Below are 21,796 nucleotides of genomic sequence, written 5' to 3'. Positions count from 1 at the left end.
CGCGGATTGCGCGTGTCGGAGAACGAAACGCGCGTTGCCTTCGGGCGGGAAGGCGCGCAAAACATTTCGACACCGGCACCGCCAAGGTGCCGGTGTTCGCTTTTCAAGGAGGTCCCATGCTGATCGGGCGCAAGGTTACGGTTCTGGGTGCGGGGATCGCGGGGCTGACAGTGGCGCGGGCCTTGGCGATGCGCGGCGCGGATGTCGAGGTGCTCGAACAGGCCGAGGCGATCCGCGAGGTCGGCGCCGGGCTGCAGGTTTCGCCCAACGGGGCGGCTGTGCTGCGCGCGCTGGGGCTGGGCGAGGCGCTGGAGGCGGCGGGGCCGCGCGCCGAGGCGGTGCGGCTCGTCGATGGCGAGACCGGGAGCCAGGTGGCCAAGCTCGACATGGCGCGGTTGCGGCCCGATGCCGATTACCATTTCGTTCACCGCGCCCGGCTGATCGAACTGCTGGCCGAAGGCGCGCGCGAGGCCGGTGTGAAGATCCGTCTTCTGCAACAGATCGAGCGGGTGGACCTGTCGGGGCCGCATCCGGTCTTGCACACCAAGCAGGGTGCACAGATCGAAACCGATCTGCTGATCGGCGCGGACGGGCTGAATTCCAAGGCGCGCGAGGCGCTCAACGGGCGGGTGGCGCCCTTCTTCACCCATCAGGTGGCGTGGCGCGCGCTGGTGCCGTGCGACGATGCCGAGCCGAAGATCGCGCAGGTCTTCATGGGCGCAGGCAAGCACCTTGTGAGCTATCCGCTGGGCCGGGGGCTGCGCAATATCGTGGCGGTCGAGGAGCGGCATCGCTGGGTCGAGGAGAGCTGGGCGCTCGAGGATGATCCGATCAATCTGCGCACCGCCTTCGAGGATTTCTGCCCGACCGTGCGCGGCTGGCTCGATCAGGCCGAGAAAGTTAACCTATGGGGCCTGTTCCGTCACCCTGTGGCCGAGCGCTGGTTCGCGCCCGGTATCGCGATTCTGGGCGACGCCGCGCATCCCACTCTGCCTTTCCTTGCGCAGGGTGCCGTAATGGCGATGGAGGATGCCTGGGTTCTGGCCGAGGCGCTTGCCAATCACGAGACCGACGAGCTGGCTTTCGCGGCCTATCAGAATGCGCGCTGGGATCGCTGTGACCGGATCGTGGCCGCGGCGAACAAGAACGCGCGGAATTATCACCTGTCAGGAGCTCCGCGCACCTTGGGTCATCTCGCTTTGCGCGCCGCCTCCCGGTTCACTCCGGAGCGGCTGGTCGCGCGTTTCGACTGGATTTATGGCCACGACGTGACGCAGCAGGCCGGGTAGGGCGGTGGTGCCTGTCTGAGGGCGCGGGGCGACCAGCCCCGGGCCGCGCCCGACCCTCAGTCGACACAGAGACGCTGCCCCGGCCCTTCGCTTGCGCTTCGGGCGTTCGCCGGGCGTCCTTCCACTGGAAGGCCGCGTTTCCCGGCTCACCCCATCCGGAAATGCTTGGCGAGCTTCAGGCCCTGACCCTGGTAGTTCGAGGCGATGTCCTTGCCGTAAAGCTGGCGCGGCTCCTCGGCCATGCGCTCATAGACGAGACGGCCCACGACTTGCCCGTGCTCGAGCGCGAAGGGGGCCTCGTGGCAGCGCACCTCCAGCACCCCGCGCGACCCGGTGCCGCCCGCAGCCCCATGCCCGAAGCCGGGATCGAAGAAGCCCGCGTAATGGACGCGGAACTCGCCGACCATCGCCAGATAGGGCGCCATTTCGGCGGCGTGGTCGGGCGGGATCGTCACCGCCTCACGGCTGACGAGGATGTAGAACGCGCCGGGGTCGAGGATGATGCGGCCATCGGAGGCGCGCACCTCTTCCCAGAAGTCGCGGGCCGGGTAATGGCCGATCTTGTCGATGTCGATCACCCCGGTGTGGGGCTTGGCGCGGTAGCCCACCAGATCGCCCTCAGAGGGCTTCAGATCGACCGAGAAGCCCAGACCCTCGTCGATCACGGCGGGGCCATCCACGAGCGGCTCCTGCTGGTGCAGGATCTTCAACTCGGCATCGCTGAGCACCGCCTGACCTGCACGGAATCGGATCTGGTTGAGCCGCATTCCGGGCCGTACCAGCACCGAGAAGCTGCGTGGGCAGATCTCGGCATAAAGCGGGCCGCTATAGCCTTGGGGGATTCGGTCGAACTCGGTGCCGTCATCGGTGATTAGCCGCGTCAGCAGATCGAGCCGTCCGGTGGAGCTTTTGGCATTGGCGACTGCCGTGACGCCCTCAGGCAGCGCGAGCCTCTCCATCAGCGGCACGAGATAGACGCAGCCCTTTTCCAGCACCACGCCGTCATCGGTCAGCGCCATGCGGTGCATCTCGAAGTCATGCAGGCGATGCGAGACCTTCTGGCCTTTGCCCGCAAGGAACGAGGCGCGCAGCCGGTAGGCCACGGTGCCAAGCCGCAGGTCGAGGCTCGCAGGTTGGATCTGTTCGGGAATGATGGCCGGATCCGCAGCGATCTCTCCGCGCGTGATCATCTCTTGCAGCATCGTGTCGGGCAGCACGCCGATGGTCATCCGATCCCTCCTCCGGATACACGAACGCCCACCCCGATGAAGAGGTGGGCGTTTGTCGAAATGGTCGGGCTGGCGAGATTCGAACTCACGACCTTCCGTCCCCCAGACGGACGCGCTAACCAGGCTGCGCCACAGCCCGACGAGGGGGATATAGTGCGAACCGGGCGGCGGGTGCAAGCAGTTAGTGAGAGAAATTTCACGCCAATTCGTCCGGGGTTGCGATCACTCATTCCGCGCGCGTGGAGCCATGCTGCGCGAGCCTCAGCTGAAGGGCCTGCGCACGCAGACGCAACATGCGCAGATCGCCTCGATCGGCAGGGCTGAGCCGCGCCGGATCGAGGGTGCGCAGCCCGTGCAACAGCTTGGCCAGATCGGCCCGCGGGGCGCTTTTCGCGGCGCGGTCCTGCCCCCCGCGATCGATCGTCATCGCCACGACAGGAGCCAACGGTTCCGGCTCGGGTTCGACATCGAGCGCCATCGGGGCCTCTGCGTCATCCTCCGACTCGTCCCGTTCGGGAGATTCGCGGGAAGCGGTTTTCGACTCGTCGAAGAACGAGGGCTGCGAGGCGCCGGGGAAGGGGGTGACCGAGCCGCTCTCACGCGCCTCGATCGGCGCCTCCACGGAGGCGTTGAGGTCGAGCAGTTCCTCGGGACGCTCGGGCAGCGCTTCGCTTGGCGCGCGGCTCTCGGTGGCGTCTTCAGCCGCCGCCTGCACGACGTCCTCGTGGGCCGCCGCCTCTCGCGGGGCGTCCTCCTGCGGAGAAGCGTCTGTCGCGGCCGCGTCGACCGTCTCGGGCGCAGGTTCCTGCGGCGCGGGTTCTTGCGTCTGGGTATCCTCTTCGGGCGCCGGGCTGGGCTGGGGCGCGGCAACCGGAGCGATTGGCTCCGGAGTGCTCTGCGTGGCCTCACCGGTCTCGCGCTCATCCTCGAGGCTGACTTCGGCCCGCGCGGCGACTTCGCGGATACCTTCCTCGCGCAGCAATTTCTGCACGCCGCGGATGGTCATACCCTCGTCATGCAGCAGACGCTTGATGCCGCCCAGAAGTGCGACGTCAGCGGGCCGGTAATACCGCCGCCCGCCCGCGCGCTTCACCGGCTTCACTTGGGTGAACTTGCTCTCCCAGAACCGTAGAACATGGGTCGGCGTGTCGAGAAGGTCTGAAACCTCAGAGATCGTCCGAAACGCGTCGGCGGATTTACCCATCGGTAGGACCTGTCACTTGTTGTCGGGTTACTTCGAATTGCCCGCCGCCACGCGGTCCTTCATCAGATGCGAGGGACGGAAGGACAGCACGCGACGCGGCGAGATCGGAACCTCTTCGCCGGTCTTGGGATTGCGGCCCATGCGCTTGGCTTTCTCGCGCACCGAGAAGGTACCGAAAGAGCTTATCTTGACCGTCTCTCCCTCCACGAGGGCGTCGGACATATGCTGCAGCACGCTTTCGACGAGCTGCGCCGATTCATTGCGCGACAATCCAACCTCGCGGAACACCGCTTCGCTGAGATCCATGCGCGTCAGGGTCTTCGACATCCTATCCCCCCGGATAAAGAATTTCGCTAACAGTGACCGACCGTAATTCCCGAGTCAATATCAAGCACTTGGCGGACGGGCTTGATGCGCGGGCTCACGCGCGTTTGCGCGGGCGACGCTTAAAACGAATGCAGAGAGGCCGCGCTTACCAGCGCAGAACCACCGAGCCCCATGCCAGACCGCCGCCGATCGCCTCGGTGACCAGAACCTGGCCTTCCTTGATCTGGCCGCGTTGCTTGCCGACCGAGAGGGCCAGCGGGATCGAGGCCGCGGAGGTGTTGCCGTGGTCCTGAACCGTGACGATCACGCGGTCCATCGGCAGCTGCATCCGCTCGGCCGTGGCTGCGATGATGCGCAGGTTCGCCTGATGCGGCACGATCCAGTCGACGTTCTCGCCGGTGAGCCCGGCCTTATCGAGGGCTTTGTGCGCAGTCTCGGCGAGCTTGGTGACCGCGTGTTTGAAAACCGCGTTGCCCTGCATGCGCAGATGGCCCGCCGTTCCGGTGGTCGACACCCCGCCGTCGACATAGAGCAGGTCCTTGTAGCGCCCATCGGAATGCAGGTCCGACGACAGGATTCCGCGATCGGTCGACGTGCCCGTGCCCTCGGCGGCTTCGAGGATCAGCGCGCCCGCGCCATCCCCGAACAGCACGCAGGTGCCCCGGTCGGTCCAGTCCATGATCCGCGAGAAGGTCTCGGCGCCGATCACCAGCACGCGCTCGGCCTGACCCGAGAGGATCAGCCCGTTCGCATTGGTCAGCGCGAAGATGAAGCCCGCGCAGACCGCCTGCACGTCATAGGCAAAGCCCGTGGTCGAGCCCAGCCCCGCCTGAACCATCGTGGCGACGGAAGGGAAAGTGCTGTCGGGCGTCGAGGTCGCGACGACGATCGCGTCGATCTGGTCGACGCTCATATTCGCGTCTTCGAGCGCGGCTTTCGCGGCCTTGATCGCGAGATCCGAAGTGTATTCCCCCTCGGCGGCGATGTGGCGGCGTTCGATCCCGGTGCGGCCGCGAATCCATTCATCCGTGGTATCGAGCGTTTTCTCGAACTCGGCGTTCTCGACAACGCGCTCGGGCAGGTAATGGCCCACGCCGCGCACCACGGATCTGATCGTCATTGGCTGCTCTCGCTTTTCTCGGCGGCAGATGGCGCGCCGGATTTGGCCTCATCCTGCCCCGAGGGAAGGGCAGTGGCAACCCGTGCGGCAAGCTTCGCGCCGAAGCCCGAGCGTGCCAGTCGGGCGGCCAGTTCGATCGCGGCGGCGAAGCTGGTGGCATCCGCCGAGCCGTGCGATTTCACGACTGTGCCGTTGAGGCCGAGGAAGACGCCGCCATTGGCGCGGCGCGGATCGGTCTTGTGCCGCAGGCGCTTGAGTGCGCCCATCGCCAGGAGTGCGCCCAGCTTCGACATGACGGAAGAGGTCAGCGCCTCGCGCAGCAGTTCGGCCACGAATTTTGCCGTGCCCTCGCCGGTTTTCAGCGCGACATTGCCGGTGAAGCCGTCGGTCACGATGACGTCAGCACGGGCGCCGGCAAGCTCGTTGCCCTCGACGAAACCCGCGAAGTCGAACTGTCCCGCCTCCTGGGCGTTGCCGATCAGCTCATGGGCTTCTCTCAGCTCGGGGCGGCCCTTGTGCTCTTCGGTGCCGATATTCAACAGACCCACGCGCGGACGCTCCAGCCCCAGCGCGTTGCGCGCATAGGACGTGCCCATCAGGGCGTAGGTCAGCAGATCCTCCGCATCGGCTTTCACGTCCGCGCCCATATCGAGCATGACATTCCAGCCAGCAGGCCCACGCGACGGCCAGAAGGAGGCGATGGCCGGACGGTTCACGCCCGGCACCTTGCGCAGCCGCATCATCGAGATCAGCATCAGCGCCCCGGTATTCCCGCAGGAGACCGCGACATCGGCCTCCTTGTCGCGCACCGATTCGATGGCCGACCACATGGAGGTATCCTGCCCGCTGCGCAGAACCTGCGCGGGCTTGTCCTCCATCGTGACGGTCCGCTCGGCGTGGCGCAGGTCGATGCATTCGCCAAGATCATGCTTGGCGATCAGCGGTTCGAGCTGGGCGCGCGGGCCGTGGATGATGAAATGCAGATCGGGTTGGGCGTGGTGCGCCTTCGCGACACCGGCGATCGTGGCCTCGGGGCCAAGATCGCCGCCCATAGCGTCGATGGACAGAACGACAGCGCCGGCATTCGCCGGCGCTTTGCCCTTCTGGGCGGCCTGCATCTCTGCGGCCTTCATCTGCGATCCCGTCTGCGGCTGGTCTTGCGAGTCTTGCATGACGTGCGGCGCGGGTCGACTGGCTTACGCCGCGTCGTCGTCCAGGTCGACCTCTTCGGTCAGAGCGACGACCTCACGGTCGGCGTAGTGACCGCAGGACGGGCAGACGTGGTGCGGGCGCTTGAGTTCGCCGCAGCTGGGGCATTCCGCCGGGTTTGCAGCGGTAAGCGAGTCGTGGGCGCGGCGCATGTTACGGCGCGAACGCGTGACTTTATTCTGAGGGACAGCCATGTCTCAACCTCGGGGTTTCGGGGGCCAGTAGCCCGTGTTTGCGGCGTTACAGCCCTGATTTTCCTTGTGGTTTCGTCACTTGGCCGAAAGCGTCTCTCGGGGTGCGAAGCCAAACGTCGAATGAGGCCGGGAACATACTCGGATTCTTTTTCCGTGCAAGCCTTTTTTCCGGCCTTTTTTCAAGCGGTTTCGGGCGGTGCGAAACCGCGTCTTCCACTAGGCGTCGCCCTTACCGCTTTCGCCCTTGGCAAGCAAGTCGCGCAGATTGGCAAAAGGCTTCATCTGCTCGTCGCTGAGCGGCTCCGCGCCGGGCTCGGTAACCTGCGCGCCTTCCAGCTCCGCGCCTTCCGCGCGCGGATAGAGCGGCAGGGCCAGCTCCATCGCCTCGAGCGCGACGACGCCGAGATTCACCGTCGCGGGCAGCGGCTCGGCGGTGTCATCCTCGGGCATCTCGACTTCTTCGGAGGTCGGCATCTCCATATCGGCGAGATAACGCCGTACCACTTCTTCGCGGATATCGGTCGTGACCGGGGCGAGGGTGATCACACAATCCTGAACCACGCGGGCCTCGAGGGTCGCGCGCAGCTCCCAGTCCGAGCGGCCCTTCGGCGCGAGCTCGCCTTTAAGCCGCAGCGCCTCGACGCCGCGAATATCCGCCCAGTCTGCAATCGCTTGCAGCCGCTCTCCCTTGGCCTCGATGTCGAAGCGCGTCGGCTTTCGGCTGGGCAGATCGGCCAGCCGCATCGGCTCGCTCCAGATCGTTTCGGGGGCGGCGGGCAGGTCGGGATCGACGGGGGTCTGTGTCATGTCCGGCTCCTTGTTTTGGGTCGCGCGGTGCTGTCTGGCGACCCTTTGCATGCGCCCGAGTGCCCTGTCGGCGCGCTCTAGCGCTTGAGGGCGGCGCAGTCATGATGTAAGCGTCACTAAAAGCCCGAAGTGTCAGAGGCAATAGGGGGTTGCAGGTGGGGATCGGTTCAATGATGCGCAAGGCCATGCTGTTAATCGCGTTCGGCGTGGTGCTTATCGCGGGGGCCTGCTCTCCGATCTACCGCAACCACGGGTATGTGCCGATTGACGAAGACCTCGCCCAGATCGAGGTCGGCAAGAGCACACGCGACGATGTCGCCGCCGCGATCGGGCGGCCGAGCTCCACCGGGCTGCTGGAAGGCTCGGGCTGGTATTACGTCGGTTCGCGCTGGAAAACCGTGACCTGGCACGCTCCGCAGGAAATCAGCCGCGAAGTCGTCGCCGTGTCCTTCAATGACAATGGCGTCGTCTCGAATGTCGAACGCTTCGGCCTCGAGAAGGGTCAGGTCGTGACGCTGTCGCGCCGCGTGACCGAGAGCAAGGTCAAGGGCATCGGCTTCTTGCGTCAGCTGATGGGTTCGATCGGTCGCGTCAATGCGGGTCAGGTTCTCGGAAACAACTGATCGCAGCAGGGCGGCCCCGAGGCGGGTGCCGTCATGATCTGCGAGGTCGCATGTCCCTGAGTTTCGCAAAAGGCACCTATCAGGTCCGCGAGGCAGAGCCCCCTGCGGATCGAGAGGCCGCGCTTGCACTGCGCGCGGCGGCCTTCCGGAATGGCGCCTCGGATGCCGATCGCTTCGACCCGCTTTGCCGCCACATCCTGATTTGCGACGATCACGGCCCCGCCGCCGCCGCGCGGCTTTTGCTGTTGGGGTGTGGGGCGGTGCTGCCTGAGGGCTATTGCGCGCAGTTCTACGATCTCGCGCCGCTCGCCGCATGGTCCGGGCCGATTCTCGAACTGGGACGGTTCTGCACGCGTCCGGGCCTGCGCGATCCCGATGTGCTGCGTCTGGGCTGGGCTGCGATTACACGGATTGCCGAAGAGACCGGGGCAGAGCTTCTGATTGGCTGCTCCTCCTTCACGGGAAGCGACTGGCGGACGCATCGCTCAGGGCTCGCGCATCTCGCGGCGCGTGCGCTTGGCCCAGAGGCGTTGCGTCCGCGCCCCAAAGCGTCCGAGCGTGTGGACTACCCTGCGGCCCTGGCGGGGGAGGTTGGTGACGTCAGTGCCTTGCCGCCGCTGCTGCGATCCTATCTCGGGATGGGCGGATGGGTATCGGATCACGCCGTGATCGATCGCGACCTCGACACCTGTCACGTCTTCACCGCACTGGAGATCGCCGCGATCCCCGAGGCGCGGCGGCGCAGCTTGCGGGCGCTGGCCGGGTAACACGGACGTTTCGGAGGGCTGAGAAGGCAGGAGCCTCCGGCGGGGATATTTGTCCCAAGGGGAACAGGACGCCTTCGCTCATAGGGGCGGCGTCGCGCATGGCCCATTGACCTTTCGCCAAGGCCCGCTTAGCTCGCGAGCATGGCACGCGCACCGCTTTTACAGCTTTCCGACATTTCGCTCACCTTCGGCGGCAATCCCGTTTTCGAAGGGCTCTCGCTCACCGTCCAGCAAGGCGACCGCGTCGCATTGGTGGGCCGCAACGGCTCGGGCAAATCCACGCTGATGAAGGTGATGGCCGGGCTGGTGGAGCCGGATTCGGGCACGCGGGTCGTGCCGCCGGGCATCTCGGTGGGTTACATGGAGCAGGAGCCGGATCTCTCGGGCTTCGCGACCTTGGGCGATTTCGCCGCCTCCGAGCTGGATCCGGCCGAGGCTTATCGCGTCGAGATGGTCGCCGAAGGGCTGAAGTTCGAACCCGAGACTCCGGTGGAGACCGCCTCGGGTGGCGAGCGGCGGCGGGCGGCGCTGGCGAAGCTTCTGGCCGAGGGGCCGGAGCTGATGCTGCTCGACGAGCCGACGAACCATCTCGATATCGAGGCGATCGCCTGGCTGGAAAACCAGCTGAAGGAGACCCGCAAGGCGTTCGTGCTGATCTCGCACGACCGCGCTTTCTTGCGCGCGCTGACGCGGGCCACGCTCTGGATCGACCGGGGCGAGGTGCGACGCAACGAGCAGGGTTTCGAGACGTTCGAGGATTGGCGCGAGAAAGCCTGGGCCGAGGAAGACGAGGCCCGCCACAAGCTCAATCGCAAGATCAAGGCCGAGGCGCGTTGGGCGGTCGAAGGTATTTCGGCGCGGCGCAAGCGTAATCAGGGTCGGGTGCGTGCGCTGCAGGCGCTGCGCGCCGAGCGCGCCAGCCAGATCAAACGGCAGGGCGTCGCGGCGATGGAACTCGACTCGGGCCAGCAATCGGGCAAGCGGGTGATCGAGGCCACGGGCCTGTCCAAACGTTTCGGCGACAAGCAGATCGTGAAGGATTTCGATCTGCGCGTGCTGCGCGGGGATCGCGTGGCCTTCGTCGGCCCCAATGGCGTCGGCAAGACGACGCTTCTGAAGATGCTGACCGGCGAGGTTGAGCCCGATGAGGGCGTGGTCAAGCTGGGCACGAATCTCGAGATCGCCGTCTTCGATCAGGCGCGCGCGACGCTCAATCCCGAGCAGACTCTGTGGGACGGGCTGGTGAACGACCCGGACATGGCGGTGAAGGGGCGCTCCGATCAGGTGATGGTGCGCGGCACCCCGAAACATGTCGTGGGCTATCTGAAGGACTTCCTCTTCGACGAGCAACAGGCGCGCGGCCCGATCCGGGCGCTCTCGGGTGGCGAACGCGCTCGGCTTCTGCTGGCGCGGATCATGGCGAAACCGTCGAACCTGTTGATTCTCGACGAACCGACCAACGATCTCGACGTGGAAACGCTCGACTTGCTGCAGGATTTGCTGGGCGAATATGACGGCACGGTGCTGCTGGTCAGCCACGACCGCGATTTCATCGACCGAGTCGCCAGCACGACCATCGCGATGGAAGGCGACGGGCGCGCTACTGTCTATGCGGGCGGCTGGTCGGATTATCAGGCGCAGAAGGCTGAGGCCGCGCCCGAGGCCAAGCCTGCGCCGAAGAAGGACGCACCCAAAGCCGAGTCGAAACCCGCGGCAGCCCAGAAAGCTGCGCCGAAGAAAACCGGCCTCAGCTTTACCGAGAAACACCGGTTGGAAGAGCTGCCCGGCGTGATCGAGAAGCTCGAACATGAGATCTCCAAGATCAACGAGTTACTCGCCGATCCCGATCTCTTTACCCGCGAGCCGGTGAAATTCGCGAAGGCCACCGAGATGCTGAGCGACCGCCAGACCGCGCTCGACGCGGCCGAGGTCGAATGGCTCGAACTCGAAGAGAAGGCGCAAGAGGCCTGACCTTGGCGCTCGCCGTGAAGTCGGATGCCCCCGGCGGAGATATTTGATCCAAGCCAAAGGGGAGGGCATTCTCTTTCGGATTGGTGAAAATATCCCGGGGGCTGGCGGAGCCAGCGGGGCAGAGCCCCTCTGACGGGGCGATCAGGAGGGGCGTATGATCAAGCGAACCGGGGCCAAGGGCGCGGGGCCGCTCAGCGGGCTGCGCATTGTCGAGATTTCCGGGTTGGGGCCGACGCCGTTCGCGGCAATGTGTCTGGCCGATTTCGGGGCCGAGGTGATCCGCATCGCGCGGCCCGGCTCGGGCGGGGCGGAGAATCACGTTCTGGGGCTTGAGGTCGATGTGCTCGATCGGGGCCGCGACGTGGTGGAGGTGGATCTGAAATCCGACGCCGGGCGTGAGGCGGTGCGCACGCTGATCGCTTGCGCCGATGGGGTGATCGAAGGCATGCGCCCGGGCGTGATGGAGCGGCTGGGGCTGGGGCCGGACGATTTCCCCGATCATCCGGCGTTGGTCTATGGCCGGATGACCGGCTGGGGGCAGGAGGGGCCGCTCTCGCAGACCGCCGGGCATGACATCAATTACCTGTCTCTGACCGGCGCACTGCATGCGATGGGCGGAGAGGCGCCCGCGATTCCGCTCAACCTTCTGGGCGATTTCGGCGGCGGCGGAATTTATCTGGCCTTCGGGATGCTGGCGGCACTGTGGCGCGCACGGGAGACCGGGCAGGGTCAGGTCGTCGATTGTGCGATCACTGACGGGGTGGCACATCTGATGGCGATGATCACCGGGATGGCCGGGCAGGGGGCGTGGACGGATCGGCGGCAGGCGAATCTGCTCGACGGGGCAGCGCCGTTCTACACGGTCTATGAATGTGCCTGCGGCGGCCATATGGCGGTCGGCGCGCTCGAGCCGCAATTCTACACGGTGCTGATCGCGGGGCTGGGATTCGCGCCCGAGGCCTTGCCTGCGCGCGAGGCCCGTGCGAATTGGCCGGCCTTGCGGGATGCCTTCGCGGACCGCTTCGCGACTCGCAGCCGCGATGACTGGACTGAGGTCTTCGCAGGCAGCGATGCCTGCGCAACGCCGGTGCTGTCGATCGCCGAGGCCATTGCGCATCCACAGAACGCCGAACGCGGCGCCTATGTCGATCTCGACGGCCTCGCCCAGCCAGCCCCCGCGCCGCGGCTCTCGGCCACGCCGGGGCAGGCATGCGCGAAGGGGCGGCGGATCTCTGCGGCGGAGGCGCTCGCCCGCTGGAGCGATTGCGTATAAAACCTCGATTTTCCTTGACAGACGGGGGCTGATCCCCGATATCGGCCCGACCCGGCGGAGAGTCCTCTTTCCGCCGGGCCTCGTTTTTGCAACTTCGCTCCCGTGAGGAGCGCGCAGTCCGACGGCGGGCCAACAGGTCCAACGAACTCCGATCAGGGGCCACAGGGCGCGGATGAAGAAAAGGAAAGACCCATGTTTGCGGTCCTCAAGACCGGCGGCAAGCAATACAAGGTTCAGGCGGGCGATCTGCTCCGCGTGGAACTGCTCGCAGCCGAAGCTGGCGACAAAGTCCAGTTCAACGAGATTCTGATGGTCGGCGGCGACAAGCCCCAGTTCGGCACCCCCTTCGTCGAAGGTGCGGCCGTGCAGGCGGAAGTCATCGACAACATCAAGGCCGACAAGGTCATCACCTACCACAAGCGTCGTCGTAAGCACTCGTCGCAGCGTACCCGTGGTCACCGTCAGCAGCTGACCCTGCTGCGCGTCACCGACGTCCTCGCCACCGGCGGCGACAAGTCGGGCGTGAAGGAAGCCGTGGGCACCGCAATCGCGCGTCGTGCAGCGCATGGTGGCAAAGGCGAAGCCGCTCCGGCCAAGCCCGCCAAGGCCGCTGCTGCTCCGAAAGCCGCGCCGAAGGCTGACGCCGCCGTCGCGGAAGCGGACGATCTGAAGGTCATCACCGGTCTCGGCCCGGCGGCCGAGAAGAAGCTGAACGAAGCTGGTATCACCACCTACGCCCAGCTCGCTTCGGTCGATCCCGAAACCTTTGAAGCTACCAAGGTCAAGCCCGACTGGGTCGAGCAGGCCAAAGAGCTCGCGAAATAAGGAGAGACACCCATGGCACACAAGAAAGCAGGCGGTTCATCCCGTAACGGCCGCGACTCTGCGGGTCGTCGTCTTGGCGTGAAACTGTTCGGCGGTCAGGCAGCGATCCCGGGCAACATCATCGTGCGTCAGCGCGGCACCAAGTGGTGGCCGGGTGAGGGCGTCGGCCTCGGCAAGGATCACACCATCTTTGCAACGGCTGAAGGCCGCGTCACCTTCCATAAAGGCCTCAAGGGCCGCACCTTCGTATCGGTCCTCCCGGCTGCGGAGGCCGCCGAGTAACCCGACCGACGAAAGTGTCACAAAATCGGGGGATCGGCTGAAAGGCCGGTCCCCTTTCTCGTTGCAGTGCGGCGCAAAGGTGTTTGCATTTGCAGCGAGGAAATTTACCGGGTCAGGGGATGTATCGTCATCTTGCTGTCCTATTTATTTACTAGGACCATGCGGCAGGAGGAGCCGCCGGTTCGTCCGCGTTTCGAGGAGGAGCGCCCATGTACCAGGAGACGATTTCGACCCAACCCGTGATCGAAACGGAGCGTTTCGTGCTGCGCCCGCTGCGCCGTTCGGATGCCGGTCTGATCGAGATGTATTCCGGCGACAAACGCGTCGCCGAAGGCACCCGTGCGATCCCGCATCCACTACCGCCCGGCACAGCCGAGAATTTCATCACGCGCGCACAGGCCGACGACCGCGTCGAAGACGTCTGGGCGATCGATGGATCGCGCCATGGCATGGGCGAACTTCTGGGTGTCGTCTCGCTGACACGTCTCGACGACGATCAGTCCGAGATCGGCTATTGGGTGGGCCCGGGCTTCTGGAATACGGGTCTCGCCTCCGAGGCGGTCGCCGCCATCATCGAGGCCAATCCCCACAAATCCCGCACCCTCTTCGCCGAGGTCTTTCAGGACAATCCGGGCTCGGCCCGTGTCCTGACCAATAGCGGTTTCGAATATCTGGGCGATGCGGAAAGCTGGTCGCTCGCGCGCGGGCGCCACGTTCCGACCTGGACCTATCTGCGCAAGATGTAAGCGCGCGGCCCGAGCCGCGGACGGGAGGGCGCAGCCCTCCCGGACCCTCGCGGGATATTTGGATCAGGAAGAAGAGGCAGCCGGGACAAATTCCGCCTTCCTCGACCTATTCACCGTACTCTCTATGGAAATAACTCAGGTGTGTGCGGGGCGGCGCCCCACGCGGCGCTTGATCCTGCGCGCGCAGGCGTCTATTGCGGCGCCTTGATGAAAGGGGCCAAGCCATGAAATTTCTCGATCTCGCCAAGGTCTATATCCGCTCCGGCGGCGGCGGCGCGGGCTGCGTCTCGTTCCGGCGCGAGAAATATATCGAATTCGGCGGCCCCGATGGCGGCGACGGCGGCAAGGGCGGCTCGGTCTGGATCGAGGCGGTCGAAGGGCTCAATACGCTCATCGATTTCCGCTACCAGCAGCATTTCTTCGCCAAATCCGGCCAGCACGGCATGGGCAGCCAATGCACGGGCAAGGACGGCGACGACGTCGTGCTGAAAGTGCCGGTCGGCACCGAGATTCTCGACGAGGATCAGGAGACGCTGATCGCCGACATGACCGAGGTGGGGCAGCGCGTGCTGCTCGCCAAGGGCGGCAATGGCGGCTGGGGCAACCTGCATTTCAAATCCTCCACCAACCGCGCGCCGCAACGGGCGAATCCCGGTCAGGAAGGCGTCGAGCGCACGATTTGGCTGCGCCTCAAGCTTATCGCGGATGCGGGGCTTCTGGGCCTGCCCAATGCGGGCAAGTCGACTTTCCTGGCTGCGACCTCGAACGCGCGGCCCAAGATCGCGGATTATCCGTTCACGACGCTGGTTCCGAATCTCGGCGTGGTCGGCATCGACGGGCGCGAATTCGTCGTGGCCGACATTCCGGGGCTGATCGAGGGCGCCTCTGAAGGGCGGGGTCTGGGCGATCAGTTCCTGGGCCATGTCGAGCGCTGCTCGGTGCTGCTGCATCTGGTGGATGGCACGGCGGAGGACCCGGTCGAGGATTGGCGCACGATCATCGGCGAGTTGGAGGCCTATTCGGAAATCCTCGCGCAGAAGCCGCGCGTCACCGTACTCAACAAGATCGACGCGATTGATGAAGAGACGTTGGCTGAGCGTAAGGCGGAGCTGGAAGAGGCGTCGGGTGGGCCTGTCATGCTGATGTCGGGCGTGTCGAAAAAAGGCGTGCCGGATGTGCTGCGCGCGCTCTGGGCGGAAATCGCCAAGGACAAGCCTAAGCCGGAGGATGAGGGCGGAGCATGGCATCCGTGAGCGCGCCCGCTCTGGCGCAGGCGAAGCGCCTGGTGATCAAGATCGGATCGGCGCTTCTCGTCGATCAGGGCGGCTTGCGCGCGGATTGGCTGCGCTCGCTGGCTGCGGACGTGGCGGCTTTGCGCGCACGCGGCACCGGCGTCGTGATCGTGTCCTCCGGGTCCATCGCCTTGGGGCGGCGGGTGCTCGGTCTTGCGGGCGGTACGCTGCCGCTGGAGCAGAGCCAGGCCGCGGCGGCGGTGGGGCAGATCCGCCTGGCGCGGGCCTATGAGGAAGTTCTGGGCCCGCATGACGTCAGCACCGCGCAGGTTCTGGTCACGCTGGAAGATACCGCGGATCGGCGGCGCTATCTCAATTCGCGTGCCACGCTGGAGACGCTGCTGGGCCTCGGCGTCGTGCCCATCGTGAACGAAAACGACACGGTCGCGACCGACGAGATTCGTTTCGGCGACAATGACCGGCTGGCTGCCCAGATCGCAGTGACGATCGGGGCGGATCAGTTGCTGCTGCTGTCCGATGTCGACGGGCTCTATACGGCGAATCCGAAGACCGACCCGAGCGCCGAGCATCTGCCGGTAATCGAACACATCACCCCCGAGATCGAGGCGATGGCGGGCGATCCCGTGTCTGGCCTCTCGAAGGGCGGAATGAAAACGAAGCTGCTGGCGGCGAAAGTGGCGGTGGCGGGCGGCTGTGCGATGGCGATCGCGGAAGGCTTTGCCGATCACCCGGTCGGCGCACTGGAGCAAGGCGGGCGCTGCAGCTGGTTCCTGCCCGAGGGCGACCCGCAGGCCGCGCGCAAACGCTGGATCGCGGCGATGAAGCCGCGTGGCGAGCTGTTCGTCGACGAGGGCGCGGCGAACGCGCTGCGCTCGGGCAAGTCGCTGCTGCCGGCGGGCGTCACCAAGATCGTCGGCCGTTTCGGGCGCGGCGATCCCGTTACCATAGCGGGGCCGGACCGCGCTGTTCTCGGCAAGGGACTCGTGCGCTATACCGGCGACGAGGCGCGGCTGATCGCGGGGCACCGCTCGGGCGAGATCGAGGAGATCCTGGGCTATCCCGGCCGCGCGGCGCTGATCCATCGCGACGATATGGTGGTTGGCTGAGCCCGGTTACTCCGCCCAGTCCGGCCTGCGCTTCTCGATGAAGGCCTGCACGCCTTCCTCGGTGTCGCGCCAGAGCATATTCTCGACCATCACCGCCGCAGTGTGATCATAGGCTTTCGCGAGGTCCATGTTGGCCTGTTCGTAGAAGGCGCGCTTGCCGATCTTCACCGCGGCGCCGAGCTTGCCCGCGATCGTCTGTGCCAGCTTTTCGGTCTCGGCGCCGAGTTCGTCATGCGGGGCGACGCGATTCACCAGCCCGACCTCACGGGCGCGGGTGGCATCGATGAACTCGCCCGTGGTCAGCATCTCGAAGGCGACCTTGCGCGGCACGTTGCGCGACAGCGCCACCATCGGGGTCGAGCAGAACAGACCGATATTCACCCCGTTCACCCCGAAGCGCGTGCCCTCGGCGGCGACCGCCAGATCGCAGGAGGCGACGAGCTGACATCCGGCGGCCGTGGCGATGCCATGCACCTCGGCGATCACCGGCTGCGGCAGGGCCGGGATCATCTGCATCATCTCGGCGCAGCGGAAGAAGAGATCGGCGAAATAGGCGCGGCCCTTGTCCTCGGCCTCGCGCCCGCGCTGCATTTCCTTGAGGTCATGGCCCGCGCAGAACGCCTTGCCCGCGCCGCGCAGCACGACGACCTTGATGCTCGTATCCTCGGTCAGCTCCGAAAACCGGGCCTTGAGCGCCGCGAGCATCGCATCCGACAGCGCGTTGAGGCTGCCGGGGCTGTTCATCGTCAGATGCGCCACCGCGCCTTTATCCTCGCGGATCACCAGATCTGTCATTGAAACTCCTCCTCTTTGTCGAAACTCTAGGGGCGAGAGAGGGACAAGGGAAGGGGAGGGCGCATGGCGCTGGTAATGGATCGCGACGAACTCGCGGAATTTCTCGACGAGGCGTTTCCGCAGGTGAAAGGCGACTTCGCGATCGACGCGCTCGACGAGGACGAGTTGGTGGTGCGGCTGAAAGTGGAAGAGCGTCATTTACGACCCGGCGGCACTGTCTCGGGGCCGAATATGTTCGCGTTGGCCGATGTCGGGATCTACATCGCGATCCTCGCCCGGATCGGGCGCGTGGCCTTGGCGGTGACCACCAATGCGAGCATGGATTTCATGCGCAAGCCAGCGGCCGGAGCCGACCTGATCGCGAAGATCCGGGTGCTGAAACTGGGCCGCGTCCTCGCCGTTGGGGATGCGCTGATCTACTCCGAGGGCGACGACCGGCCTGTCGCGCGTGCGAGCATGACCTATTCGATCCCGCCGAGGGCGATGGGGTAGGGCGGGGCTCTCGATGCGCCTTCGCCTTGGGCCAAATATCCCGGGGGAGGCGCGGATGCGCCGGGGGCAGAGCCCCCTCCGGCTCGGAAAACCGCATGCAGTGATGGGGTATTTTGATACCTAATTTTTATCGCACTGTTTTTGCTGGTAAAATTAAGAAGCGCGCTACTTGAAAACGCTTCCGGAATCGCGCAAAAGCCCGCATCAGAATTCGAAATACCCCACAAGGGCAGATCACAGATGAAAACGTATACCGCAAAACCCGCGGAGATCGAGAAGAAATGGGTCATCATCGACGCTGAAGGCGTCGTGCTGGGCCGTCTCGCTTCGATCGTCGCAATGCGTCTGCGTGGCAAGCACAAGGCCACCTTCACGCCGCACATGGACATGGGCGACAACGTCATCGTCATCAACGCCGACAAGGTGCAGATGACCGGCAAGAAGCGTGACGACAAGACATACTTCTGGCACACCAACCACCCCGGCGGGATCAAGTCGCGCACCGCGCGCCAGATCCTCGAGGGCGCGCATCCCGAGCGCGTGGTCATCAAGGCGGTCGAGCGCATGATCTCGCGCAACCGTCTGGGTCGTGCGCAAATGGCGAACCTGCGTGTCTACGCCGGTGCCGAGCATCCGCACGAAGCGCAACAGCCTGAAGTTCTCGACGTCAAGTCGATGAACAAGAAGAACACCCGGAGCTGATCATGGCCGACGATATCAAGACCCTCGACGATCTGAAATCGGTCGTGACCGGCTCGGACAACGCTGGCGCCACCGAAACCGAAACCTCCACGCCCCGTGAGCCCGTGCGCGACGCGCAAGGCCGCTCCTATGCCACCGGCAAGCGTAAAGACGCGGTCGCCCGCGTCTGGGTCAAGCCGGGCACCGGCAAGATCGAAGTGAACGGCAAGGCGATGGACAAGTACTTCGCGCGTCCCGTGCTTCAGCTGATCGTGAACCAGCCCTTCGGCGTGGCGAACGTGGACGGCCAGTTCGACGTCTACGCGACCGTCGCAGGCGGCGGCCTCTCGGGCCAGGCCGGTGCAGTCAAGCACGGCATCTCGAAAGCGCTGCAGCTCTACGATCCCTCGCTGCGTCCGGCTCTGAAAGCCGCTGGCTTCCTGACCCGCGACTCGCGCGTTGTGGAACGTAAGAAATACGGCCGCGCGAAAGCCCGTCGTAGCTTCCAGTTCTCGAAGCGCTAAACTTCGCGAGATACGATTTGGAAAGCGGCTCCCATACGGGGGCCGCTTTTCGTTTGGGACTTCGCCCCTTGGCCCCCGAATTCCGACCGGTGCAAACGATGAAGGCGCCCCGTTCGGAGCGCCTTCGAGCCTGTCTGCCCTGAGAAAGGCGGGGATTATTCCGCCTCGTTCATCTTTGCGGCGTTGAGCAGGGCGTAATTCTGTGCGCCTACGCGGTCGTAGAGGTCGAGCTGGGTCTCGAGGAAATCGACGTGACCTTCCTCGTCGGCGATCAACTCTTCGAACAGATCCTTCGAGACGTAATCGCGCACGCTTTCGCAATGGTCGCGGGCCTCGCGGTAGAGGGTCAGCGCGTCATGCTCTCCCGCGAGGTCGCATTCGAGCGTCTCGCGCGGGCCCTCGCCGATACGCAGCGGGTCGAGCTTCTGCAGGTTCGGATGGCCTTCGAGGAACAGGATGCGTGCGATCAATTTGTCGGCGTGATGCATCTCTTCTATCGACTCCTCACGCGATTTCTTTGCCATCGCGGCAAGGCCCCAATCTTCCTGCATCCGGAAGTGCAGCCAGTATTGCGAAACGGCCGTCAATTCGCTGCGCAGAGCCGCGTTTAGATATTCGATGACCTTAGCGTCGCCCTTCATGTCGTCTTCCTTCCGTTGGTGCCTGTCTCAGCCCGGTCAGTTCGACCGGCACTTTCAAATTGGTATTCTTGCGCATCGTGGAAAGAAAGAGCGGCATGCATCCGCCGCAATCGGCGCGTTTGCCGAGCGCGTGATAAATCTTGCCCGGCGTGATGATCGTGCTCGGGTCCGATTTTCGCATCCAGTCGATCGCCGCATGGATGTCGCGATCGGTAATGGTTTGGCAATGGCAGATGATCATGGTTGCGCGCCCTGATTCCGGGGGAGGTGGGTATCTGCCCCTATAGGTGAGTAGTTTTGTCAGAAAAGTCAATCCGACGGAAAGAGTCGGATATCGGGTCGCGCGGTGCCATCTCCCGCCCCCGTTTCCATCGCCGTGCAACTGGGGTAAGCACGGGCAAACAGTTCAAGAGGCCCGTATGTCCGTCTCCATGCTCTCCACCTTCGTGAAACCGATGCATCCCGAAGGGCGCAAATTCGTCGCCATCTTCGCGGGGATCGCCTTCATCCTGTTCCTGATCTGGGAGCCGCTCGGCTGGATCGGGGTCGGGCTGACGGTCTGGTGCTATTACTTCTTCCGCGACCCGCCGCGGGTGACGCCTACCCGCGAGGGGTTGATGGTATCGCCCGCCGACGGGGTCGTCTCGTTGCTGGAACCGGCGGTGCCTCCGGCGGAGCTGGGGCTCGGCGACAAGCCGATGATGCGGATCTCGGTTTTCATGTCGGTCTTCAATTGCCATGTGAACCGGCTTCCCTGTGCAGGGCGTATCTCGAAGGTCGCCTACCGGCCTGGCAAATTCCTCAACGCTTCGCTCGACAAGGCCAGTTCTGACAATGAGCGCAACGGCCTTGCCGTGACCCTGCCCGATGGCCGCCAATACGGGGTGGTGCAGATCGCAGGGCTCGTCGCGCGTCGCATCATGTGCTGGTCGAAAGAGGGCCAGTCCTTGCTGACCGGCGAGCGCTTCGGTCTGATCCGGTTCGGCTCGCGCCTCGACATCTACCTGCCCGAGGGAGTGAACCCGCTGGTCTGCATCGGCCAGAACATGGTCGCGGGCGAAACCGTGATCGCCGATCTCGAGAGCACGGAACAAGCGCGCTCCGGCGGCATTCGGTAAGAGAGGCTCTGGGAGGGCGCGATGAAAGACCACGAAATCGATCCGCACGAGAAGGACCGGCTGCCGTTTCTGCAGCTGGTGCCGAACCTCGTCACGATCGCCGGGATGGGGCTGGGGCTGACCTCGATCCGTTTCGCGATGGATGACCGGTTCGAATCCGCGGTGGTGCTGATCCTGCTCGCGGCGCTGATCGACGGGATGGACGGGTTGCTCGCGCGGCGGCTCAACGCGTCCTCGGATTTCGGGGCAGAGCTCGACAGCCTGTCCGACTTCCTCTGTTTCGGGGTGGCACCCGGGCTTTTGCTGTATCGCTTCGCGCTGGGAGAGACTCATGCGTTCGGCTGGGTCTTCGTGCTGGTCTACACCGGCGCGGCCTGCCTGCGTCTCGCGCGGTTCAACGTGATGCGCGCCGAGCCCGACTCGATGCGCCATTTCACCGGGGTTCCCGCCCCGGCCGGGGCAGGGCTCGCGCTCCTGCCGATGTTCATCAGCTTCGCCGAACTGGGCGACGCGCGCGCGGTGCCGGTGGTCGTGGCCTTCTGGCTGGGCTTCGTCGGTCTGTTGATGATTTCGCGGATCAAGACCTTCTCGCCGAAAGCGATGCGCATTCCGCGTCGCGCCGTCGGTGTTCTCCTGATCGGGACGGTGATCGCAGTCGGCATGGTGTTCACGCGGATCTGGCTGCTGATGGTGATCCTTGCCGCGATCTACGCGGTGATGCTGATCCCGGCGATCTGGAAGGCACGGGGCCGGATCCTGCGCGCGTGACCCCGCAGCTTGATTGAGACGACCGAACGCCGCCCCTCCCCGGGGCGGCGTTTGCGTTTCAGAAGCGCTATTCAGCGGGGACGCGAGGGCAGGGGAGCGATTCATCAGGCAGAGATGCGATTCACCCGGGCGATCGGCGTGAATTCGGGTGATTTACGCGAAACGGAATCGGGTGCCCCAAGGGCAGGCGAAGGCGATTCCACCTGCCTCTCTCGGGGGCCATCCCCTCGACTTCGCTTTTTGCCGGTTTTTTGACCAACAAAATAAGGGTATCGAGAAAAAAGTGACGATCAGATGAAAAAAGCTGTTGCGGACCCCGGCGCCTATGCGTAGAACCCCCCTCACCGAAGCGGAACAAACGGAACGCAACGGGGCGCCGGAAGGGCCAGCGACGCTGACACGGAAGGCAACGAAAACTACTGAGGTTTGAGGGCGGGCTGCGCTTAAGATAAGCGCTTCCGGTTCTTTTTGGCCTCGCGCTCTTTGACATTGATAGATATCTGAAGAGATATGCGGGCGGTTTGGTCGATGATCGATGCGGACCGGAGCATA

At 64.9% G+C, this 21,796-nt stretch carries 25 protein-coding genes and 1 tRNA gene; 15 read left to right on the top strand and 11 right to left on the bottom strand.

Translation table 11 applies throughout. From position 1 onward, the window contains the following. Positions 1-116 precede the first annotated feature (116 nt). Positions 117-1,289 (top strand): FAD-dependent monooxygenase, encoded by a 1,173-nt coding sequence (locus B6V72_RS13275; protein ID WP_088735781.1) that lies wholly within the window; start codon positions 117-119, stop codon positions 1,287-1,289. A gap of 146 nt (positions 1,290-1,435) precedes the next feature. Here B6V72_RS13275 and B6V72_RS13270 read toward each other — a convergent pair whose 3' ends face one another. From B6V72_RS13270 to B6V72_RS13235, 8 genes are all read right to left on the bottom strand, one after another. After that, a complete protein-coding gene (locus B6V72_RS13270; protein ID WP_088735780.1) occupies positions 1,436-2,518 on the bottom strand; it encodes a 2'-deoxycytidine 5'-triphosphate deaminase in 1,083 nt (360 codons plus the stop codon). A gap of 61 nt (positions 2,519-2,579) precedes the next feature. Continuing rightward, positions 2,580-2,657, bottom strand: a tRNA-Pro gene (locus B6V72_RS13265). An 87-nt stretch (positions 2,658-2,744) separates the two neighbouring features. Then, positions 2,745-3,722 (bottom strand): MerR family transcriptional regulator, encoded by a 978-nt coding sequence (locus B6V72_RS13260; RefSeq protein ID WP_088735779.1) that lies wholly within the window; start codon positions 3,720-3,722, stop codon positions 2,745-2,747. Positions 3,723-3,749: 27 nt separating this feature from the next. After that, positions 3,750-4,049 carry an integration host factor subunit alpha gene (gene ihfA / locus B6V72_RS13255; protein WP_075775489.1) on the bottom strand — a complete coding sequence of 100 codons (300 nt, stop codon included), beginning with the start codon at positions 4,047-4,049 and terminating at the stop codon, positions 3,750-3,752. A 145-nt stretch (positions 4,050-4,194) separates the two neighbouring features. After that, a complete protein-coding gene (locus B6V72_RS13250; protein ID WP_075775488.1) occupies positions 4,195-5,169 on the bottom strand; it encodes a beta-ketoacyl-ACP synthase III in 975 nt (324 codons plus the stop codon). Further along, entirely contained in the window at positions 5,166-6,287 is a 1,122-nt protein-coding gene (plsX, locus tag B6V72_RS13245) for a phosphate acyltransferase PlsX (protein WP_088723618.1), read from the bottom strand. The genes B6V72_RS13250 and plsX overlap by 4 nt, the downstream gene beginning before the upstream one ends. A 78-nt stretch (positions 6,288-6,365) precedes the next feature. Continuing rightward, complete coding sequence (gene rpmF, locus B6V72_RS13240; protein WP_075775487.1) at positions 6,366-6,572, bottom strand: 50S ribosomal protein L32; 207 nt, start codon at positions 6,570-6,572, stop codon at positions 6,366-6,368. A 216-nt stretch (positions 6,573-6,788) separates the two neighbouring features. Beyond that, the gene (locus B6V72_RS13235) at positions 6,789-7,379 is read right to left on the bottom strand and encodes a DUF177 domain-containing protein (protein ID WP_075775486.1); all 591 of its coding nucleotides are present in this window, start codon (positions 7,377-7,379) and stop codon (positions 6,789-6,791) included. Between the two features lie 170 nt (positions 7,380-7,549). Here B6V72_RS13235 and bamE point away from each other — a divergent pair, with 170 nt between their 5' ends. The 9 genes from bamE to proB all read left to right on the top strand — a co-directional run bounded on the left by bamE (position 7,550) and on the right by proB (position 16,225). Further along, positions 7,550-8,002 carry an outer membrane protein assembly factor BamE gene (gene bamE, locus B6V72_RS13230; protein WP_075775485.1) on the top strand — a complete coding sequence of 151 codons (453 nt, stop codon included), beginning with the start codon at positions 7,550-7,552 and terminating at the stop codon, positions 8,000-8,002. Between the two features lie 50 nt (positions 8,003-8,052). Further along, on the top strand, positions 8,053-8,769 hold the full coding sequence (locus B6V72_RS13225) for a GNAT family N-acyltransferase (protein WP_088735778.1): 717 nt from the start codon (positions 8,053-8,055) through the stop codon (positions 8,767-8,769). A 141-nt stretch (positions 8,770-8,910) separates the two neighbouring features. Beyond that, entirely contained in the window at positions 8,911-10,740 is a 1,830-nt protein-coding gene (locus B6V72_RS13220; protein ID WP_088735777.1) for an ATP-binding cassette domain-containing protein, read from the top strand. A 154-nt stretch (positions 10,741-10,894) separates the two neighbouring features. After that, positions 10,895-12,013, top strand: coding sequence for a CaiB/BaiF CoA-transferase family protein (locus tag B6V72_RS13215; protein ID WP_088735776.1), 1,119 nt, complete (start codon positions 10,895-10,897; stop codon positions 12,011-12,013). 192 nt (positions 12,014-12,205) lie between these two features. After that, positions 12,206-12,838, top strand: a complete 633-nt coding sequence (locus B6V72_RS13210; protein WP_075775481.1) for a 50S ribosomal protein L21 — start codon at positions 12,206-12,208, stop codon at positions 12,836-12,838. A 12-nt stretch (positions 12,839-12,850) separates the two neighbouring features. Further along, the gene (gene rpmA, locus B6V72_RS13205; protein ID WP_075775480.1) at positions 12,851-13,120 is read left to right on the top strand and encodes a 50S ribosomal protein L27; all 270 of its coding nucleotides are present in this window, start codon (positions 12,851-12,853) and stop codon (positions 13,118-13,120) included. A 209-nt stretch (positions 13,121-13,329) separates the two neighbouring features. Continuing rightward, positions 13,330-13,866, top strand: a complete 537-nt coding sequence (locus tag B6V72_RS13200; protein ID WP_075775479.1) for a GNAT family N-acetyltransferase — start codon at positions 13,330-13,332, stop codon at positions 13,864-13,866. A gap of 224 nt (positions 13,867-14,090) precedes the next feature. Further along, complete coding sequence (gene obgE, locus B6V72_RS13195) at positions 14,091-15,119, top strand: GTPase ObgE (protein WP_088720287.1); 1,029 nt, start codon at positions 14,091-14,093, stop codon at positions 15,117-15,119. Then, positions 15,107-16,225 (top strand): glutamate 5-kinase, encoded by a 1,119-nt coding sequence (proB, locus tag B6V72_RS13190; RefSeq protein ID WP_075775477.1) that lies wholly within the window; start codon positions 15,107-15,109, stop codon positions 16,223-16,225. Before obgE ends, proB begins: the two co-directional genes overlap by 13 nt. 6 nt (positions 16,226-16,231) lie before the next feature. On the opposite strand, the gene B6V72_RS13185 is transcribed toward proB, so the two are convergent. Further along, positions 16,232-17,020, bottom strand: a complete 789-nt coding sequence (locus B6V72_RS13185; protein WP_088735775.1) for an enoyl-CoA hydratase — start codon at positions 17,018-17,020, stop codon at positions 16,232-16,234. Between the two features lie 63 nt (positions 17,021-17,083). On the opposite strand from B6V72_RS13185, the gene B6V72_RS13180 reads away from it, so the two are divergent. The 3 genes from B6V72_RS13180 to rpsI all read left to right on the top strand — a co-directional run bounded on the left by B6V72_RS13180 (position 17,084) and on the right by rpsI (position 18,717). After that, positions 17,084-17,512 carry a PaaI family thioesterase gene (locus B6V72_RS13180; RefSeq protein WP_075775475.1) on the top strand — a complete coding sequence of 143 codons (429 nt, stop codon included), beginning with the start codon at positions 17,084-17,086 and terminating at the stop codon, positions 17,510-17,512. Between the two features lie 240 nt (positions 17,513-17,752). Beyond that, positions 17,753-18,214: a 50S ribosomal protein L13 gene (gene rplM, locus B6V72_RS13175; protein WP_075775474.1), complete on the top strand. Its 462-nt coding sequence runs from the start codon at positions 17,753-17,755 to the stop codon at positions 18,212-18,214. Positions 18,215-18,216: 2 nt separating this feature from the next. Continuing rightward, positions 18,217-18,717, top strand: a complete 501-nt coding sequence (gene rpsI, locus B6V72_RS13170; RefSeq protein ID WP_075775473.1) for a 30S ribosomal protein S9 — start codon at positions 18,217-18,219, stop codon at positions 18,715-18,717. A gap of 155 nt (positions 18,718-18,872) precedes the next feature. On the opposite strand, the gene bfr is transcribed toward rpsI, so the two are convergent. Together bfr and B6V72_RS13160 are read right to left on the bottom strand one after the other, a co-directional pair. After that, positions 18,873-19,358, bottom strand: coding sequence for a bacterioferritin (gene bfr / locus B6V72_RS13165; RefSeq protein ID WP_075775472.1), 486 nt, complete (start codon positions 19,356-19,358; stop codon positions 18,873-18,875). Beyond that, the gene (locus tag B6V72_RS13160) at positions 19,342-19,599 is read right to left on the bottom strand and encodes a (2Fe-2S)-binding protein (protein ID WP_088724945.1); all 258 of its coding nucleotides are present in this window, start codon (positions 19,597-19,599) and stop codon (positions 19,342-19,344) included. The genes bfr and B6V72_RS13160 overlap by 17 nt, the downstream gene beginning before the upstream one ends. A gap of 178 nt (positions 19,600-19,777) precedes the next feature. On the opposite strand from B6V72_RS13160, the gene B6V72_RS13155 reads away from it, so the two are divergent. Together B6V72_RS13155 and pssA are read left to right on the top strand one after the other, a co-directional pair. Further along, complete coding sequence (locus tag B6V72_RS13155) at positions 19,778-20,476, top strand: phosphatidylserine decarboxylase (protein WP_088723616.1); 699 nt, start codon at positions 19,778-19,780, stop codon at positions 20,474-20,476. A gap of 21 nt (positions 20,477-20,497) precedes the next feature. Continuing rightward, positions 20,498-21,244: a CDP-diacylglycerol--serine O-phosphatidyltransferase gene (pssA, locus tag B6V72_RS13150; RefSeq protein ID WP_075775469.1), complete on the top strand. Its 747-nt coding sequence runs from the start codon at positions 20,498-20,500 to the stop codon at positions 21,242-21,244. Positions 21,245-21,796 lie beyond the last annotated feature (552 nt).

The organism is Thioclava sp. F34-6 (assembly GCF_002213235.1).
In the GTDB taxonomy this organism is placed as follows: Bacteria; Pseudomonadota; Alphaproteobacteria; order Rhodobacterales; family Rhodobacteraceae; genus Thioclava; species Thioclava nitratireducens.
The sequence above is the reverse complement of the archived record's forward strand: the minus strand, read 5'-3'. Positions and strand labels throughout refer to the sequence as shown.